Annotated in this window: 18 protein-coding genes; 5 read left to right on the top strand and 13 right to left on the bottom strand. The window is 43.1% G+C overall.

The genetic code is table 11. The features are described 5' to 3' along the window. Positions 1-5: 5 nt before the first annotated feature. Positions 6-2117, bottom strand: a complete 2112-nt coding sequence (locus tag QFZ87_RS02985; protein ID WP_309857490.1) for a heterodisulfide reductase-related iron-sulfur binding cluster — start codon at positions 2115-2117, stop codon at positions 6-8. Between the two features lie 178 nt (positions 2118-2295). On the opposite strand from QFZ87_RS02985, the gene cls reads away from it, so the two are divergent. Both cls and uvsE read left to right on the top strand, forming a co-directional pair. Then, complete coding sequence (gene cls / locus QFZ87_RS02980) at positions 2296-3495, top strand: cardiolipin synthase (RefSeq protein ID WP_309857487.1); 1200 nt, start codon at positions 2296-2298, stop codon at positions 3493-3495. Between the two features lie 72 nt (positions 3496-3567). Beyond that, complete coding sequence (gene uvsE / locus QFZ87_RS02975; protein WP_309857484.1) at positions 3568-4524, top strand: UV DNA damage repair endonuclease UvsE; 957 nt, start codon at positions 3568-3570, stop codon at positions 4522-4524. Between the two features lie 68 nt (positions 4525-4592). Here uvsE and QFZ87_RS02970 read toward each other — a convergent pair whose 3' ends face one another. The 5 genes from QFZ87_RS02970 to speE form a co-directional block, all read right to left on the bottom strand. Then, the gene (locus QFZ87_RS02970; RefSeq protein WP_308081781.1) at positions 4593-4772 is read right to left on the bottom strand and encodes an H-type small acid-soluble spore protein; all 180 of its coding nucleotides are present in this window, start codon (positions 4770-4772) and stop codon (positions 4593-4595) included. A gap of 300 nt (positions 4773-5072) precedes the next feature. Continuing rightward, positions 5073-6743 carry an arginine--tRNA ligase gene (gene argS, locus QFZ87_RS02965; protein WP_309857481.1) on the bottom strand — a complete coding sequence of 557 codons (1671 nt, stop codon included), beginning with the start codon at positions 6741-6743 and terminating at the stop codon, positions 5073-5075. Next, positions 6740-7168, bottom strand: a complete 429-nt coding sequence (locus tag QFZ87_RS02960) for a YwiB family protein (protein WP_309857478.1) — start codon at positions 7166-7168, stop codon at positions 6740-6742. The genes argS and QFZ87_RS02960 overlap by 4 nt, the downstream gene beginning before the upstream one ends. 187 nt (positions 7169-7355) lie before the next feature. Continuing rightward, on the bottom strand, positions 7356-8228 hold the full coding sequence (speB, locus tag QFZ87_RS02955) for an agmatinase (RefSeq protein WP_309857475.1): 873 nt from the start codon (positions 8226-8228) through the stop codon (positions 7356-7358). A 122-nt stretch (positions 8229-8350) separates the two neighbouring features. Continuing rightward, the gene (gene speE, locus QFZ87_RS02950) at positions 8351-9178 is read right to left on the bottom strand and encodes a spermidine synthase (RefSeq protein WP_308081777.1); all 828 of its coding nucleotides are present in this window, start codon (positions 9176-9178) and stop codon (positions 8351-8353) included. A 227-nt stretch (positions 9179-9405) separates the two neighbouring features. Here speE and QFZ87_RS02945 point away from each other — a divergent pair, with 227 nt between their 5' ends. Next, the gene (locus QFZ87_RS02945) at positions 9406-11466 is read left to right on the top strand and encodes a transglycosylase domain-containing protein (protein ID WP_309857471.1); all 2061 of its coding nucleotides are present in this window, start codon (positions 9406-9408) and stop codon (positions 11464-11466) included. Between the two features lie 116 nt (positions 11467-11582). Here the strand turns inward: QFZ87_RS02945 and QFZ87_RS02940 are convergent, their stop codons facing one another. Both QFZ87_RS02940 and QFZ87_RS02935 read right to left on the bottom strand, forming a co-directional pair. Continuing rightward, a complete protein-coding gene (locus QFZ87_RS02940) occupies positions 11583-12095 on the bottom strand; it encodes a YwhD family protein (RefSeq protein ID WP_309857468.1) in 513 nt (170 codons plus the stop codon). 14 nt (positions 12096-12109) lie between these two features. Beyond that, entirely contained in the window at positions 12110-12760 is a 651-nt protein-coding gene (locus QFZ87_RS02935; protein WP_309867607.1) for a site-2 protease family protein, read from the bottom strand. A 191-nt stretch (positions 12761-12951) separates the two neighbouring features. Here QFZ87_RS02935 and QFZ87_RS02930 point away from each other — a divergent pair, with 191 nt between their 5' ends. Continuing rightward, on the top strand, positions 12952-13137 hold the full coding sequence (locus tag QFZ87_RS02930) for a 2-hydroxymuconate tautomerase (RefSeq protein WP_309857465.1): 186 nt from the start codon (positions 12952-12954) through the stop codon (positions 13135-13137). A gap of 35 nt (positions 13138-13172) precedes the next feature. Here QFZ87_RS02930 and QFZ87_RS02925 read toward each other — a convergent pair whose 3' ends face one another. The 3 genes from QFZ87_RS02925 to QFZ87_RS02915 all read right to left on the bottom strand — a co-directional run bounded on the left by QFZ87_RS02925 (position 13173) and on the right by QFZ87_RS02915 (position 15539). Then, on the bottom strand, positions 13173-13676 hold the full coding sequence (locus QFZ87_RS02925) for a YwgA family protein (RefSeq protein WP_309867604.1): 504 nt from the start codon (positions 13674-13676) through the stop codon (positions 13173-13175). Between the two features lie 75 nt (positions 13677-13751). Continuing rightward, the gene (locus QFZ87_RS02920; RefSeq protein WP_309857461.1) at positions 13752-15050 is read right to left on the bottom strand and encodes an HD domain-containing protein; all 1299 of its coding nucleotides are present in this window, start codon (positions 15048-15050) and stop codon (positions 13752-13754) included. Between the two features lie 267 nt (positions 15051-15317). Beyond that, positions 15318-15539 carry a YuzB family protein gene (locus QFZ87_RS02915; RefSeq protein ID WP_307283366.1) on the bottom strand — a complete coding sequence of 74 codons (222 nt, stop codon included), beginning with the start codon at positions 15537-15539 and terminating at the stop codon, positions 15318-15320. Between the two features lie 278 nt (positions 15540-15817). Here QFZ87_RS02915 and QFZ87_RS02910 point away from each other — a divergent pair, with 278 nt between their 5' ends. Next, positions 15818-16567, top strand: coding sequence for an RsfA family transcriptional regulator (locus tag QFZ87_RS02910; RefSeq protein ID WP_309857457.1), 750 nt, complete (start codon positions 15818-15820; stop codon positions 16565-16567). 79 nt (positions 16568-16646) lie between these two features. Here QFZ87_RS02910 and lipL read toward each other — a convergent pair whose 3' ends face one another. Together lipL and pta are read right to left on the bottom strand one after the other, a co-directional pair. Then, entirely contained in the window at positions 16647-17477 is an 831-nt protein-coding gene (gene lipL / locus QFZ87_RS02905; protein ID WP_309857454.1) for an octanoyl-[GcvH]:protein N-octanoyltransferase, read from the bottom strand. Positions 17478-17584: 107 nt separating this feature from the next. Continuing rightward, positions 17585-18556, bottom strand: coding sequence for a phosphate acetyltransferase (pta, locus tag QFZ87_RS02900; RefSeq protein ID WP_309857451.1), 972 nt, complete (start codon positions 18554-18556; stop codon positions 17585-17587). Positions 18557-18734: the final 178 nt, after the last annotated feature.

Here is an 18734-nt window from a genome sequence, read left to right as displayed (position 1 = left end):
CACACTTACGAAGCGATTTCTTTCACTTCTCCACAAACCGCTTTTTCAAGCAACTCAGCCACATCGTAAGTTGCTATTTTCTCTTCCACTTCTTTAGCCTTTGTTCCATCTGACAGCATCGTTAAGCAGTATGGACAGCCAGAACTGATGACAGAAGGATTAACAGCCAGTGCTTGCTCTGTACGGCTCACGTTAATACGATGACCGGTTTCTTCCTCCATCCACATCAAACCGCCGCCCGCTCCACAGCACATACCCGTTTCTCTGTTGCGCTCCATCTCTACCAGCTGTACACCAGGAATCGATTTTAAGATTTCACGCGGTGGATCGTAGACATCATTGTAACGACCTAAGTAACAAGAATCATGGAAAGTAATCTTTTCATTAACTGCATGCTTCGGTACCAAGCGCCCGTCACGAACCAGCTCATATAGAACCTCTGTATGGTGATAAACCTCTGCCTGTAATCCGAAATCAGGGTACTCATTTTTGAAAATATTATAGGCATGCGGATCAATCGTAACGATTTTCTTCACTTCTGCCTTTTCAAATTCCTCAATATTTTTCGTCGCAAGCTCTTGGAACAAGAATTCATTTCCTAGACGTCTTGGTGTATCACCAGAGTTTTTCTCCTTATTTCCTAAAATGGCAAACTTCACGCCTGCTTCATTCATCAACTTCGCAAAGGAAAGAGCAATTTTTTGGCTGCGATTATCGTAAGATCCCATAGAACCAACCCAGAAGAGGTATTCGAATTCTTCGCCCTTCTTGTTCATTTCTTTCACAGTTGGAATCTCGACATCCTCGCGAACCTCACGCCAGCTTTCGCGCTCTTTACGGTTTAAGCCCCATGGATTGCCCTGACGTTCAATATTCGTCATCGCGCGCTGTGCATCAGCATCCATTTTACCTTCTGTTAACACTAAATAACGACGAAGGTCGATAATTTTATCCACGTGCTCGTTCATAACTGGACATTGGTCTTCACAGTTGCGGCATGTTGTACATGCCCAAATTTCTTCTTCGGTAATAACCTCGCCAATCAAGCTTGGGCTATATGCAAGCGCAGCAGCCGTTTCTTCTGCACCTTGACCAGCTGCAGCTAGAGCAATTTGGTTTCCTTTTGTATTGGAAAAAGCAAACGTAGGAACCCATGGCTGCTTTGACGTTACTGACGCACCATAATTAGTGAGGTGGTCACGCATTTTTACAATTAAGTCCATTGGTGACAGCATTTTACCAGTTCCGGTTGCTGGACACATATTGGTACAGCGGCCACATTCTACACAGGCATAAAAATCAATCATTTGGTGCTGCGTAAAGTCTTCAATTTTTCCAACACCAAAGGACTCTTGTGTTTCGTCTTCAAAATCCACTTTCTTTAACTTACCTGGTTTTTCTAAACGGTTAAAATAAACGTTTGCCGGTCCGGCCAACAAGTGTGCGTGCTTGGATTGCGGCACGTATACTAAGAATGTTAGTAAGAACAATAAATGCATCCACCATGCCACATAAAAAATGGCGATGGCGGCTGTTTCCCCTATCCATGAAAAGCCCATTGCAATCAGGGAAGCCACCGGTTCAGTCCATGAAGCCTCTTCCCCGTGCCAGACGATGCCCATTCCATTTCCGACCAATACGGAAACCATAAGGCCGCCGATAAACAATAAAACAAGCCCCGATTTAAAATTGCGCTTCAATCGAACTAATTTTTCCACATAACGGCGGTAAAAAGCCCAAATCACCGCAACTAGGATCGTCAATGTGACGATTTCCTGGAAAAACGTGAAACCTGCATATAGCGGTCCTAGTGGCAAATGTGAACCTGGGACAATCCCTTTCCAAATAAAATCGATGGCGCCAAATTGAACGAGAATGAATCCATAAAAGAACATAACGTGAATAGCGCCGCTCTTCTTATCCTTTAACAGCTTTTTCTGGCCAAACACGTTGACCCAAATTTTTTGCAGCCGCTCTTTGACATTGTTATCAAACTCGACCTTTTTCCCCAACTTAATAAATTCAATCCGAGTCTTAACCACATAAACAAATAGGCTGACAGCGTAAGCGGTTACAACTACAAATGCAATGAGGTTAATCCACAAAAAAACATTCATCAATTTTCGCCCCTTTCCCCAGTTCTTACAAGAAAATAATAAATTTTCTGAACTCTATCTTACCTCTATTATATTATGAATGAGCATTCAGTCAATCAATTTTTGCAAAATTCGTTCGACTTATAGAAATGAAGCGGTTCGGAAACACTAATGAAACCGATTGGGGGAAAGATTCAACATGAGCTTGGCCATCTTATTAAGTGCACTACTACTCATCATTATATGGATCGTATTAGATTTTAGATTAGGACGAAAGAAGCATCTTTCTATTGTCAGTTATAAGGAAACAAGCATCCTCCATGGCCATGTGGATATTTTTACACATGGAAAGGAATTATTCGCAGATTACTTCCGGGAAATTCGTCAAGCAACGAAGCATGTTCATGTGCTCTTTTATATTGTCAAAGATGACCGATTCGGCCAGGAATTTCTCGCTCTTTTAAAAGAAAAAGCACGACAAGGGGTGGAGGTGCGGCTATTGATTGACCGTCTTGGCAGTTGGAGAATCTCGGCGTCAACGGTGAGGTCCCTTAAAGAGGCGGGGGTCAAATTTGCTTTTAGCAACCGCATTAAGCTGCCGTTTCCTTTTTACTCCTCTCAAGTCCGCAATCATCGTAAAATTTCGATTATCGACGGGAAAATCGGCTATGTTGGCGGTTTTAATATTGGTAAGGAATACATTGATCAAGACCCAAAGCTAAGTCCTTGGCGTGACTATCATTTAAAAATAATGGGGGAAAGTGTTCATTCGTTACAAAGTGAATTTATGATTGACTGGGAGGAGTATGGGGGTGAAAATCTCCAGCATCGACCGGCCTATTTCCCTTCGCTCTCTAAAGGTCCTGTCCGCCATCAGCTTGTTCCAACCGAAGCCGGAATGTTAGAGGAAAAATTCGTCCAGGTGATTCAAAAGGCCCAACATTCCATTATTATCGGGAGCCCTTATTTTGTACCAAGTACACGAGTCATGAAGGAATTGCTTCATGCGATTAGCCGCGGCGTGTCACTTACGGTTGTGGTTCCGTATACAGCTGACCATATACTTGTTCAGGAAGGCTCCTATCGTTATTTACGAGAACTGCTGAAAATGGGAGCGGTTATTTATCAATATAAAAATGGGTTTTATCATGCAAAAACGATGGTGATTGACGATTCGATTTGCGATATCGGCACCGCTAATTTCGATAACCGCAGCTTCTTCCTAAACAAGGAAATTAACTGTTATATCTATGATCCTGCCTTTATTAAGCGTGTAAAGGAAGTAATCGAAAAGGACATCAACGACTCCGTGTTGCTGACCTTAGAAGTCCTGAACAAACCTAATCCATTACGGTCACTGAAAGAGAATATTGCCCGCTTGATCGCCTTTTTCCTATAATGGGGGGACAGTCCCCCGGCGTAGTAACGTATTAAAGCAATGGGGGACTGTCCCCAGAAGGGAGCTACTGATATGAAAATTCGTTTTGGCTATGTTTCGACTGCCATAACTTTATGGGATGCATCTCCGGCTAAGACGCTCACCTACACCCGTTATCAGCAGCTTAGCCCCGAGGAGCGCACAGAAAAGCTGCTGGATGTGACGAGGCAAAATATCGAGCACACGAAACGAATGCTGTATTTCAATCTTGCGCATGAAATCGAAGTCTATCGGATGTCTAGCTCCATTGTCCCCCTCGCCACCCATCCAGAGGTGCGCTGGGACTTTACCACCCCCTTCAAAAAGGAGTGGGAAGAGCTTGGCGACCTGGTTCGGAACAATCACCTGCGGGTTAGCTTCCATCCCAATCAATTTACTTTGTTTACCTCACCAAAAAACACTATTACCAAAAATGCGGTCATCGACATGAGCTATCATTATCAAATGTTTGAAGCGATGGGGATTGCCGATAAAGGCTTGATTAATATACATATCGGTGGTGCTTACGGGGATAAGCAGGAGACTTTGATTCGTTTTCACCAAAACTTAACCAACCTACCGGCCAACATTAAACAAGTGATGACGTTAGAAAATGATGATAAGACCTATACCGCAGAAGAAACGCTAATGGTCTGTGAAAAAGAAACCATTCCCTTGGTGTTTGACTATCACCACCATATGGCAAATCTGTCTGAAGCCCCGCTAGAAGAGCTGTGGCCGCGGATTGTCCAGACGTGGGAGCATGTGCCGCATATACCCAAAATTCATATATCCTCGCCCAAATCGGAAAAAGAATTCCGCTCTCATGCAGATTTTGTGGATCCGGAATTCATTATGCCTTTTTTACAACTGTTGAAGGAGTCCGGTCAGGATGTCGATTTCATGATTGAAGCCAAGTCGAAAGACCAGGCAGCACTGAAGCTTATCGAGGATTTAAGTAAACTGCGGGGATATAAGCGGATCAGTGGTGGGACGATTGAAATAAAATAAGGGGGACAATAATGGGGACAGTCCCCCAGCGTAGTGAAGCTTCACCGCACTGGGGGACTGTCCCCGTTTTATTCCTCTATTAGATTTAAAACAGGCACATCTCTTTCGTTCTCTGGGTCTTTCCTGGAATAAATCCGGGCCATTCTGGTTGTTTCATCCACGTTTTGAATAATCACCGGCGTTCCATCGTACGTCACGTTAATCATATCGGCTGATTCCATAATTTCCTTTGCTCTTCCAACATTCATGCGATCGGTCACTCCTCACTCATAATTCTTTATTACTATCTGCATTTTTTTGGATAGTATTCATTATTTTGGTCTTTTTCGTGAGAAATTGTCCCGTTTTACCTTCTCCAAGATAGTGATTTACTCATTTGTTTAATTTACTCGTCTATTTTGGATGTTTACTCGTCAATTTATGAAATTAACTCGTCATTTTCCACCTTTTACTCGTCTACTTTCACGATTTACTCGTCTTTTTACCATTTTACTCGCCAAACCCCTATCAACAAAAAAAGCCCCCAAATGGGAGCCACCTAACCAAATCTACATTTTCTCCGGAGCCGAAACACCAATCAATGCTAAAGCATTCTTCAACGTAATCTGCACCGATCTTACCAACGCAAGGCGCGCCTTCGTACGCTCAACATTGTCCATATCCAGCACCTTTTCCGCATTATAGAAGCTGTGGAACGTCGACGCTAAATCAAAGATATAGTTAGTAATACGGTGCGGCATACGCTTCACCGCAGCCTCCCCAACAGCCGCTGGGAACTCACCAACCTTCTTCAACAAATCCATTTCCTTTTCAGCCGACACTAACGAAAAATCAGCCGACTCATCCACCTTCACACCCTGCTCTTCCCCTGAACGCAGGATACTAGAAATACGAGCATGCGCATACTGTGCATAATAAACAGGATTTTCATTTGACTCAGACACCGCTAAGTCCAAATCGAAATCCATATGCGTATCCGAGCTGCGCATCGCAAAGAAATAACGAGTCGCATCGAGGCCGACCTCATCCACCAAATCACGCATCGTAACCGCCTTACCGGTACGCTTACTCATCTTCATCTTTTCCCCGTTCTTATACAAATGAACGAGCTGAATGATTTCCACTTCAAGCGTATCACGATCATAACCCAATGCCTGAAGCGCCGCCTTCATCCGAGGAATATACCCGTGGTGGTCCGCACCCCAAATGTTAATCAACTTTTCAAAGCCGCGGTCCAGCTTGTCCTTATGGTAAGCGATATCCGGTGTCAAATACGTATAAGACCCATCCTGTTTAATTAACACCCGGTTCTTATCATCGCCGAAATCCATTGAACGAAGCCAAGTCGCGCCATCTTCTTCATAGATATAACCAGTTGCACGAAGCGCGTCCAATGCTTCATCAATTTTTCCATTCTTATAAAGAGACGTCTCAGAATACCACACATCAAAGCCCACGCGGAAATCCTCAAGGTCCTTCTTCAACTTCGCCATTTCAACCTTCAAGCCGTACTCACGGAAAAACTCAAAACGCTCCTCCTCGGCTACATTCACATACTTATCGCCAAATTCATCAGCCAGCGCCTGCCCGATGCCTACGATATCCGCCCCATGATAACCGTCCTCCGGCATTTCCTTATCAATGCCAAGCGCTTGGAAATAACGAACCTCAACAGACTTCGCTAGATTATTAATCTGGTTCCCAGCATCATTAATATAGTATTCACGTGACACAGCATAGCCCGCCTTCGCTAACACATTGCACAGCGAGTCCCCAACAGCCGCACCGCGAGCATGTCCAAGGTGCAAATCTCCCGTTGGATTCGCCGAAACAAACTCCACCTGAATCTTTTGGCCGCCGCCAACCGTAGTTTCCCCGTACTTTTCCCCAGCCTTAAGCACCGTTGGAATCAAGTCCGTCAAATACGCATTATTCATATAAAAATTGATAAACCCTGGTCCCGCCAGCTCAATCTTTTCAATCGATGCCTTCGAGCGGTCGAAATGCTCAACCAACGCTTCCGCAATCATCCGCGGCGCCTTCTTCGCCACACGAGCCAACTGCATCGCCATGTTCGTCGAATAATCCCCGTGCGCCTTATCCTTTGGAATCTCCAGGATTACATCAGGAATCTGGTCCTCCGTCGCAAGCTCTGCCTTCAGAACCGCCGCCCGAATCTCTTCCTTGATCTTACTTTGCGTCATCTCTACTATATTCATTTCCCATCCTCCTCAAAGGTAATTTCTAATCGATATGTACCACCGGGCGAACCCTGCATCTTAAAATCATACAATATATCAATCAAGCCTTGGCCATTTTCAAACGAATGCTCCAACCTTTTAGCCATCGTCAACGTTTCAAACACACCAAACGGCATCTCATAACTTCCGCGAAGTACCTTATTCAACCGAAACGGCAACCGCATCTTCACCGCACCGCCTCGTAAGATCAATGCGTCCTGATCCGCCACCTTCACAATCGTGCGAACACTACCTTCGTCCTGCACTTCCTCATATTTAAGAAACGAGGCACCATCCTTCTCAAGATAACGGCCAAACACCATTAACTCATAGGTCTCATTGTCCCCGTCCTGCTCAATCGTCGTTTTCACCTTAATCTTCATTGGAATCTCATGAGTAGACAAACGAAACTGCACTTCCTTTTTTAAAAAGGAACTTTAACCTGTTCTTTTGACTGGTTATAGTCCTCATAATTGACATAAGCGCGTCACCGCATACTTTTTCTATTATAAACATAGTCACGATACAAATCAAAAGATGCCCGCCCCAATGGGACAGGCACCAATCAAAAACTTTATCTTGGATGGAAACCTATTTCACCCATCCTAAAATCATTTCACGGATTAACTTGCTCGCCGTGTTGGCTGTTTGTTCAGAAGGATCGTAAATTGGAGCAACCTCAACAAGGTCTCCACCTACAACGTTCACTTCAGAACGAGCAATCGCATGAATCGAAGCAAGAAGCTCTTTAGAAGTGATTCCGCCACAATCCACCGTACCCGTTCCAGGTGCGTGCGCTGGGTCCAATACATCGATATCAATTGTTACATATACCGGACGCCCAGCAAGTGTTGGCAAGATTTCTTTTAAAGGCTCAAGCACTTCGAATTTAGAAATATGCATGCCATTTTGCTTCGCCCACTCAAATTCTTCCTTCATACCTGAACGAATTCCGAAAGAATACACATTTTTCGGTCCGATATGCTCGGCAATTTTACGAATCGGCGTCGAGTGCGACAACGGCTCGCCCTCATAATGCTCGCGCAAATCGGTGTGTGCATCAAAATGGATGATAGCTAAATCAGGATACTTCTTATACATCGCCTTCATCACCGGCCATGAAACAAGATGCTCTCCACCCATACCAAGTGGAAATTTGCCTGCAGCAAGAATCGAATCCACATACTCTTCAATCATATCAATGCTTCGCTGCGGATTTCCGAACGGAAGCGGAATATCACCCGCGTCGAAATATTTAACCTCTTCAAGCTCACGGTCAAGGTACGCACTGTACTCTTCAAGACCAATGGAAACCTCGCGGATACGAGCAGGGCCGAAACGAGAACCCGGGCGGTAACTTACCGTCCAATCCATCGGCATCCCATAAAGAACCACTTGACTCTCCTCAAAACTCGGATGACTCTTAATAAACACATTACCCGAATAAGCCTCATCAAAACGCATCAAAAATCCTCCTCCCGGGGTCAGTCCCCCATCACTTTAACGCATCACCAGGCCGGGGGTCAGTCCCCCGACCATTTAACGCGTTACCACATCGGGGGACTGTCCCCCTTATTTGTCCCACATTATTTCACTAAGTCGCCAACGAATTTAGGCAATACGAATGCTGCTTTGTGCAGTTCTTTTGTGTAGTATTTTGTTTCGATTTCGTGGAAGCGGTCTTCGCTTACTTCTAATGGATCGTATTTCTTTGAACCGATTGTAAATGCCCATAAGCCGCTTGGGTACGTAGGAATGTTGGCTACATACAGGCGAGTGATTGGGAAGATTTCCTTTACATCGCGTTGTACGTTGCGAATTAAGTCCGCTTTGAACCAAGGGTTATCTGATTGAGCTACGAAGATTCCGTCTTCTTTTAATGCCTTTGAAATCCCAGCATAGAATCCTTTAGTAAATAGGTTTACTGCAGGACCCACTGGTTCTGTAGAGTCAACCATGATTACATCATACTCATTTTCACTGTTCGCAATGTGCATGAAACCGTCGTCTACACGTACATCTACGCGTGGGTCTTCTAGCTTGCCAGCAATTTCAGGAAGGAACTTCTTAGAATACTCGATAACTTTCCCGTCAATATCAACAAGCGTTGCTTTCTTCACGCTTGGGTGCTTTAACACTTCACGGATTACGCCACCGTCGCCGCCGCCAACAACTAGTACGTTTTCAGGGTTTGGGTGTGTGAATAAAGGCACATGTGCCACCATTTCATGGTAAACAAATTCGTCTTTAACAGAAGTCATAACCATGTCATCTAATAGAAGCATGTTGCCCCACTCTTCTGTTTCGATCATATCTAACTTTTGAAATTCCGTTTGCTCTGTATGTAATGTTTTATTTACTTTCATTGTGATACCGAAATTTTCGGTTTGCTTTTCTGTAAACCAGATTGACATATTTCATCTTCCTTTCAGTTCATCTCATTTTTATGCAGTCATGTGATTATAAGATAATCACTTATTTTTTTATGCTACCCAAACTATTGAATTACAAACATAAGAAAAAGTCTAGCAAAATTTAAGAAAAATTTCATTTTTATACGAAAAGTGTTTAAAAAAACTCTATTTTTTCAATACTATTACTATCTAAATTTTTCCTGAAAGAAAAAACGGAGGTGAACTCTATGGAAATCATGACTGATCAAGGGTTTCGAAAGACCATAAAATATTTGCGTGCCTTTATTATCATCAGTTTGATAGGCATGATTTGCATGCTTATTATCTTTGGTAGCATTCTGGCCTACGCAAAGATATTAGGCGCACCTCCGCTCGCGGTTCCGCAATCTACCTTATTTTTCGCGGATGATGGAACCTTGATTGGCGAAAGCAATAGTGGTCAAAAACGGTACTGGGTGCGGTTGAAGGATATTTCACCTGACTTAGTAAATGCGACCGTTTCAATTGAAGATAAAAATTTTTACGAGCATCATGGCTTTGATTTTAAACGAATAGCCGGTGCGGTGATTGCTGACGTTCAAGCCTTTGCAAAAGTGCAGGGAGCAAGCACGATCACCCAGCAATATGCAAGGAACCTATTCCTCGAACACGACAAGACATGGAAACGAAAGCTGCATGAGGCCTTCTATACCATTCGCCTCGAGATGAATTATTCGAAAAAGGATATTCTTGAAGGCTATCTAAATACCATCTACTATGGCAACGGTGCTTATGGTGTAGAAGCTGCAAGCCAATATTATTATGGAAAAAAGGCAGCGGACTTAACTTTGGCGGAAGCAAGTATGCTAGCAGGCATTCCAAAGGGTCCGGGTCTCTATTCTCCGCTCGCGTCAATGGAGCGAGCAAAAAACCGGCAGCATATTATTTTACAAAGCATGGTTAAAAACAAGTACATTTCGAAGAATACTGCAAAAACAGCAGCAGCACAGCCGCTCACTTTAGTTGGCGTTCATACGACTCAAAAGGTGAAGGTTGCTCCTTATTTTCAGGATGCGGTCAAAAATGCATTGAAAAATCAATTACATTTAGATGACCGCACGATTGCTCTCGGCGGTTTAAAGGTATATACGACCCTTAACCTACACCAGCAGGAAGCAGCAGAACGCCAAGTCAGCCAATATGTGGCTAGCACCTCTGAAATACAGGTCGGTTTAGTCGCAATGGACCCGAAAAACGGATATGTGAGGGCCATGATTGGGGGCCGGGACTATGAGAAAAGTCCTTTTAACAGGGCAGTTCAAGCGGTTCGTCAGCCAGGATCAACCATCAAGCCTCTGTTGTATTATGCGGCCCTTGAGCAGGGATTTACTCCTTCCTCGACCATGAGAAGTGAGTTTACAACCTTCCATTTTGATGACGGACAGGCAGATTATACCCCGCATAACTTTAACAATAAGTATGCAGATGGAGAAATCACACTCGCTCAAGCGCTCGCCGTATCTGATAATATTTTTGCTGTAAAAACTCATCTATTTTTAGGAGAAGATACATTAATTAAGGCCGCCAAGCGTTTCGGCTTGTCTACAAAAATGGCAGAGGTCCCGTCGCTTGCGCTAGGAACCTCAGGTGTTCGGGTAATCGAGATGGCTAATGCCTACAGCCTGTTTGCCAACGGTGGAAAACGTGTAAACCCAACCTTTATTACAAGAGTAGAAGACTATAATGGCAATGTCATATTTGAAAAGGAAAATCAGACTGAAAAAGTATTAGACCCAGCCAAAGCATATGTCATGACGCAAATGCTTACGGGGATTTTTGATTCAAAACTAAATGGCTATGCCAAGGTCACTGGAAGTACAGTAATTAAAAACATTACCCGTCCCTATGCAGGAAAATCCGGTTCTACCGAAACAGATAGCTGGATGATTGGCTTTTCACCGCAGCTCGTGACGGCTGTGTGGGCAGGGTATGATATTGGGAAGCCGCTTGAGCTTGTAGCAGAGAAGACGTACGCCAAGAAAATATGGGCGAACTTTATGGAGGAAGCTTTAGATGGAAAGCCGGTCAAAGCGTTTAAACCGCCAAAAGAAGGAGTTGTCGGTGTATACGTGAATCCGGAAAACGGCAAGCTGGCAACAAAGGATTGTCCAGTCCGCCGTTTCACTTATTTTGTTGCCGGTACGGAGCCAACTGACTATTGCACCGAACATATTAAAAATCCTGATTCCCCGAAAAAGAAGGACAATAAGAAGGTCCCTTGGTATAAAAAGATTATGCCTTGGAATTAGAAAAGCTCCGGAGTGCTCCGGAGCTTTTCTTGTCCTAGTTTTACGTGTATTCACACATTGTTTATCATACTATCTATTGTTTAAAAAAACTACCAAAAATTATCTTACTGCATTTTTTACTGAGCATTTAACCCTTGTTTCAATTCGTCTGTAGAATTATTCCACAATACTTCATTATGATTTTTCAAAAAGTCCGCTAGCACTTGCTTTGACTTGTCATCCATATCAGCAACGATAATATGGCGTTTAAGCGACTTATCCATGCGGTTAACATGCTCTGGAAGCGATTTATAGCCACGGCGGATTTCGCGGTCAACCGTCATGTAGCAAGCTGTCACACCGGCATAATAAGGTCCCTCTTCATGGCGGTCAATCGTCACCCACACCAGCCAATACGGCTTACCATTTGGAACCTCTTCTTTATTCGGTAAAAATTTGATTCCCTTCTCCACCACACTGCGGGCATGCATCGCACCTACATCGATTACCGCTTCTCCCGCATCGATATCAATGAAGACAGGCGACACATTATCAAGGCTCAACACTCCTTTTCCAAACCCTTTATGGTTATCCATTGGATCGCTTTTCTTTATTATGTTAAAACCTAGCTTCTTCTTTTTTTCATCCATAGAACGTAAACCTCCTAAAAAAACATACTATAAAAGAGATTACTTAATCCCTCTAATACCCACGGGATGACGACACCAAAGATCGGCTGAATTGTAAATTGGTCCAGTGGTGTAATGACTAATATTAAAAAGATTAATACTCCATACTGTTCATACTGGGTCATTTTAGCACGAATATGATTCGGTGCTAAATCCTCCACGATCCGATAGCCATCAAGAGGCGGAAGTGGGAGTAGATTAAAGATAAATAATACGACGTTTAGATTAATAAATATATTGAGGAAATCAATAAAATTATCAGATGGTATAGAACCAAAACGGTTTAATGCATACCAAACGATAAAGCCAATCGAAGCTAAGACTAGATTGCTTAAAGGCCCTGCAACAGAAACAAGAACGCCAGCCAGTCGCGGTTTTTTAAAATAGAACCGATTTACCGGGACAGGACGAGCCCAGCCGAAGCCGGCGATCAGAATCAAGATTGTTCCAAATGGGTCAAGGTGCTGGATTGGATTAAGCGTCAAGCGCCCTTGTTTTTTAGCTGTCATATCACCGAATTTATAGGCTACATAGGCATGTGCAAATTCATGAAAGGTGAACGCAAACATAAGCGTAATGACAACATAGGGAATCTCTTTTAGTGGATAGGCAAGAAAATGTTCCAAACTTTCCAAGTGGTTTCTCCTTCCTTACTGAACGGAAGGCATGCCTCCGTTTTCTCTTTCTTCTATTATATTCCTTTAAGTATACATGAAATCGCTTGGAAAAAGAAAATCAAAAATGCCGACTATTATTGCACTTTTTTGCAGAATGAGGGAAACTTAAAACTAGTTACGTTTACAAGGAGGAAATGATCATGCCATACGTTACAGTCAAAATGTTAGAAGGACGTACTGAAGACCAAAAAAGAGCCTTAGTGGCTAAAGTAACTGACGCTGTCAGCGAAACAACAGGCGCTCCAAAAGAAAACATCACCGTTTTCATTGAGGAAATGAGCAAGAACCACTACGGCGTCGCCGGAGTCCGCGCTAGTGACAAATAAGAAAAAGTGGAAGCGCTCTTGCGCTTCCACTTTTTTTACTGTACTTTCGCCTTCAAGCTTTCAATATACTGGTAAGCCTCATCAATTTCTGCTTCCGTATAGCGCTGGCTGCTTTTCAACGTAAATACCTTATTCGCAACCTCTTCCTTTGGAAGATTATCAAAATATAAAACCGTAGACACAAGCTCAAGGAATCTAGCATTCTGCTCATTCATATCCACGAGGCAATCCTGCAGGCAGGGCATGTCCACATTATTCATGCTCAAGAACTCTTTCCCAGCATCCGTCAGTGTGTAGCGGTATTGAAAGTAGCCGCCCTTTTTCTCTTTCACTTCATTCAGGAAACCCATATTACAAAGCTCTTCTACTCTTGTGGTCAATTCCTCAGAGTATGGGCCGTAAAAATGGAACTGAAACCGCTCTTGAAATGGAAAATCAACCTTTTTTGCAATATATATCATCTTTTGCAGCTTTTTTCTCCCCGTAATTTCGCCGGAAACTAAAATTGCCTGCATCAGCTTCGCATGATCTTTTAACAACATTCGTCATCTCCTACTCCATCTAAACAGGTCTCTTATTATCTACCATTCATGCCTCAAAGGGCCATCTGTCTATCAACTTTCCAAAAGAGCACGGATTTTCGCTTTACTCTCCTTACAGCCGGAATCACTCTCAAGAAAATCAGCTGGATAATAAAGCTTATGATCAGTTCTTCTTTTTCCCGAAATGGCATCCACAATCTCTGACTCTCGGGAAAGCTCCCGTAAATCTCCGTTTTTCATTAACAAATGAATCGGCAGCCGTTCCTCTTCCTCACCCGGGCGATAAAAATCATACGGTAGGTCAGAAGATGAATCGACCACTAAATAATATTCAGGGTCCATTCCTGCCTTTTGAAATAAGGAAGTTAACTCAGCAAGCTTCTTGTATTCCTTCGCAGGGTCAAATTCTGCATATTTGAATAGATTACGATTCACAAAACGAAGGCAAAGGTCGCTCAATATTGGGTCGGCCTCTTCCTGCCAAATTTGAAAATAATACATAATAACAGACTCATCTAATTTTAAATAGTCTTCTAATGTCGCTTTTTCATGAAAGAAGGACGTAAAGTGAAAAGGTTCATATTTGAAAGAATAGTTTTCTTCAAATAACTGCTTCGCACGATGGAGGATTTTTGTCAAAATAACCTCCGCACTGCGGCTTACAGGATGAAAATAAACCTGCCAATACATCTGGTAGCGGCTCATAATATAATCTTCGACCGCGTGCATACCGCTCTTTTTAATCACAACCTGGTCTTCTCTAGGCCGCATCACGCGTAGAATCCGTTCCATATCAAATTGCCCATAGCTGACACCGGTAAAATACGCATCCCGTTGCAAATAATCCATGCGGTCAGCATCAATTTGGCTAGAAATCAGACTCACAACAAGCTTTTTCTCGGATGTTTTTTCAATCACTTCAGCTACTTGAGTAGGAAAATCCGGTCCCACCTTCAAGAGCACACGATTGACTTCTGTATCACCTAAAATAATAGCGCGGGTAAAATCTTCGTGGTCGAAACCAAAGACTTTTTCAAAGGAGTGGGAAAACGGTCCGTGCCCCAGGTCATGGAGAAGGGCCGCACACAGGGTGAGAAGTCGATCGTCATCGTTCCATTCCGGCCTTCCAACAAACACATCGTCGATAATCCGGCGGACGATTTCGTATACTCCCAGCGAATGGTTGAATCTGCTGTGCTCTGCACCATGAAAGGTTAAAAAGGTCGTTCCAAGCTGTTTAATTCGCCGTAAGCGCTGAAACTCTTTTGTTCCAATCAAGTCCCAAATTGCCAAATCACGCACGTGGACGTAGCGGTGGACGGGGTCTTTAAACACTTTTTCTTCACTCAGTTTTTCCGCCGAATATTGCATGGACTTCCCTCTTCCTCGTTGACTTTCTTTTGTCTAGCTCCAGCGCCTAGCCCCTCGGGTCAAATAACCTTCGGCAATAAAAGTCAAAAGGCGGACTTTTCTCGCCGAAGAACATTTGCCTGTCGGGGCTGACCAAGTCGCTTCCGCTTTTCTTTTTCCTATTATATCCTAAAAATCGGCAAAATTCTGCAGTAGTTTTCGACAAAATCAGTTTCCACTACTCTAATAAAAAAAAGAAAATCACCTTAATCAGTTGGCTTAAGGTGATTATTTTATCTTTTTATTTATTTTCTCCATTAATTCCTCTTCCGTTAATGCGGCAACCGGGCGGTTATTAACGAAGGCAAAGGTCTTTTTCCGGCCAGGTCCACAGTAAGACTGGCAGCCAATTTTGACTTCGGCATTCGGATCGCAATCTTTCAAACGAGGGATCAATGTCTTTAAATTCACGGCCTGACAATCATCGCAAACGCGAAATTCATTGGACATTTGGTACAACCCTTTCTTCAATCAATCATTTATCTATTGTTTAGTATATCCATATTTACTCCATTGGTATTTTACATTTTCTTGTTTTTGAATGCAAGTTGCAATCTTTAGCAATCCCCATCACCAAGACTAAATCTTTCATTTAAAAAATCTAGTATCCTTTTAATCATTTTGGTATAAACCCTGAAAAACTTGTCCATCATAAGACTAGAACTTTAAAAAATTAGTCAGAAACAAGACTGCACTGTAAAGGAAATTATTTTAGGGAGTTGAAAAATATGAAAGTACGTCAAGATGCATGGACAGATGAAAATGATCTATTATTAGCTGAGACTGTCCTTCGCCATGTAAGAGAAGGAAGTACACAGCTAAATGCCTTTGAAGAGGTGGGTGACAAGCTGAACAGGACTTCTGCTGCCTGTGGCTTCAGATGGAACGCAGTGGTTCGTCACACGTATGAAAAAGCATTGCAATTAGCAAAAAAACAGCGTAAACAAAGACAAAGAGTGCTAGGAAAAGAACAAGGTGGCAAGAAAAAGCTTCTTTATAATCCACCAATTACTGGTTCACAAGAATTAGATACCTTACCGCTTTCCGTGGAAATGCCAGTGGAAACAACGGTTGAAATGCCAGATATGACAGCAGAAATGGCCACTGAAACCTATGTAAAGCCAGCAGCACCAAGCTATAAGCCAGCAACAGCACCTGCACCTTCTGGAGGACTAACGCTTGATTCCATCATTTCTTACTTACAAAACTTTCATCATGCCAATCTGCAAAATGAAGCATTAAAAAGTGAGAATGAAAGATTGAAGCGAGAGATTGCCGAATTAAGGAAGCAAAATGAAGAGTTATCCAATAAGATTGCCGGACTCGAGCAAAATACGGAGACCATTCAAGAAGATTACGAGACCTTAATGAAGATCATGAACCGTGCCCGCAAGCTCGTTTTATTCGAAGAAGAAGAAAGACCTGCTACAAAATTTAAAATGGACCGTAACGGGAACCTAGAAAAAGTGGCAGAGTAAAGAGAATTTTGGGAGAAGAGAACACGCGCAGCATCCCATACAGAAAAGAGGTTGACTCATTCGATGAGCCAGCCTCTTTTTACCTTTCCGCTATCTTTTCATTCCGCTCGATAACTCTTTGATAATATCCAGGAAATAATGAGAATTCATATTCGTTTAGTTGTCCGGCAACTAAATAATCACTGTTGCTTTTTAACTGGTTTAATAGACGCAGCATGACATCCCCAATCGTGAAGTGGGTGCCAAGTAATTCTGAAAGAGAAGCCATAACTTCTGGCACAATTTGAGGGTATTCAAATTTGGTTGGTTCCTCTTTTTTTGCCTGCTGGTAAAATTGCTTCACCAACTCTGCCCTTGCCTTACCGCTGCCATTGACGCAAAGATAAATTTGAACAGCAACGCCTTTTTTCAGCCGTCGCTGGGAGATACCAGCAAATTTTTTCCCGCCAATGCTAAGGTCATAGCTTCCAGGACAATACGACCCAACAATTTCCTTCGCCTCTATTCTGTGCGGAAAATCAGCAAACATGCGCTGAATTAGGTCCCACATCGCATCATAGCCACGGTTTATATCAATTCCCTTTTCCGCCTCTGGAAAAATCAACGAGATATTGAGGACACCTTCATCCAAAACGACCGCCAAGCCACCAGAGTTCCTAACAATAGACTGATAGCCCTCTTGCTTTAAATAGTCGATGCCTTCCTGTAAGAATGGCAGTTTCGTATCCTGTATTCCTAGCACTACGGTATTGTGATGAACCCAGGTCCGCGCTGTGGCTGGTGCATTTCCGGTACCAACCGAAGCACACAAGGTATCATCCGTGCCAAAGGATTGTGTTGCTTGAAAATGAATGCCAACTGCAGACTGGTCAATGATTCGCCACTCCGGCTGGCGCAGTAAACCTTCCATTCGCCTAACTCCTTACCCGTCAGATAGAGTTATTTTATCAAAAAGAGAGGGTGGATGACCATCTTCGATTAAAAAAGCTAGTCCCAACCCGGGACTAGCTCAACTTCTTATAATCCTTGTGCTGCCGTAATTAAGGCAAGCTTGTACACGTCTTCTTCGTTACAGCCGCGAGACAGGTCGTTAACCGGTGCATTTAACCCTTGTAAAATCGGGCCAACTGCCTCGAATCCACCTAAACGTTGTGCAATCTTGTAACCGATGTTACCTGCTTCTAGGCTTGGGAAAATAAACACGTTCGCATCCCCTTGCAGCACAGAACCTGGCGCCTTACTTTTTGCCACAGATGGAACAAAAGCTGCATCAAATTGGAACTCGCCGTCCAATACTAGTGAAGCATCACGCCGCTTTGCTTCTTCCACTGCTTCAATCACTTTTTCTGTTTCAGGAGACTTCGCTGAACCCTTTGTTGAAAAACTCAACATGGCCACACGTGGTTCCATATCGAACATTTCAGCCGTTTTCGCGCTTTCAATCGCGATTTCTGCTAAATCGTTGCTGTCTGGTGCAATATTGATCGCACAATCCGCAAATACATACTTCTCGTCCTCACGAACCATAATGAACACACCAGAAGTTTTCTTAACGCCTTCTTTTGTTTTAATAATTTGCAAGGCAGGACGCACTGTATCTGCAGTTGAATGTGCCGCACCACTGACAAGACCGTGTGCTTTATTCGTATATACGAGCATCGTGCCGAAATAGTTTTCATCTAGTAAAATCTTACGGGCATCTTCTTCCGTTGCTTTCCCTTTGCGGCGCTCAACAAACGCAGCAACAAGTTCATCCATGCCCGCATAAGTTGCTGGATCATAAATTTCAGCAGCATCTAAAGAAACGCCAAGCTCATTTGCTTTGGCCTGCACTTGTTCAATGTTACCTACTAGAATCGGTGTGATTAATTTTTCCTCTGCTAAGCGGGCTGTCGCTCTAACAATTCGCTCGTCTAAACCTTCTGGAAAAACAATACGCAAATCACGGCCGGAAACTTTTTGTTTTAATCCTTCAAATAAATCACTCACAATGAAATCCTCCCTTTTAAAAAAACTACCCCTATTAGCATACTTTACCAAAGTAAAATTTCAAGCAACGTACATCACAGATAGCGGTTTCATCGAAATGTTTTTGTTTTCAAAAAATTACACTCTCGTTTTTACTATGTACCCATTTTAATAAAAATATCCACTTATCTTCAATTAA

The sequence above is a fragment of the Bacillus sp. SLBN-46 genome (genome assembly GCF_031453555.1).
In the GTDB taxonomy this organism is placed as follows: domain Bacteria; phylum Bacillota; class Bacilli; order Bacillales; family Cytobacillaceae; genus Neobacillus.
This window is presented reverse-complemented; position numbering and strand designations above follow the sequence as displayed.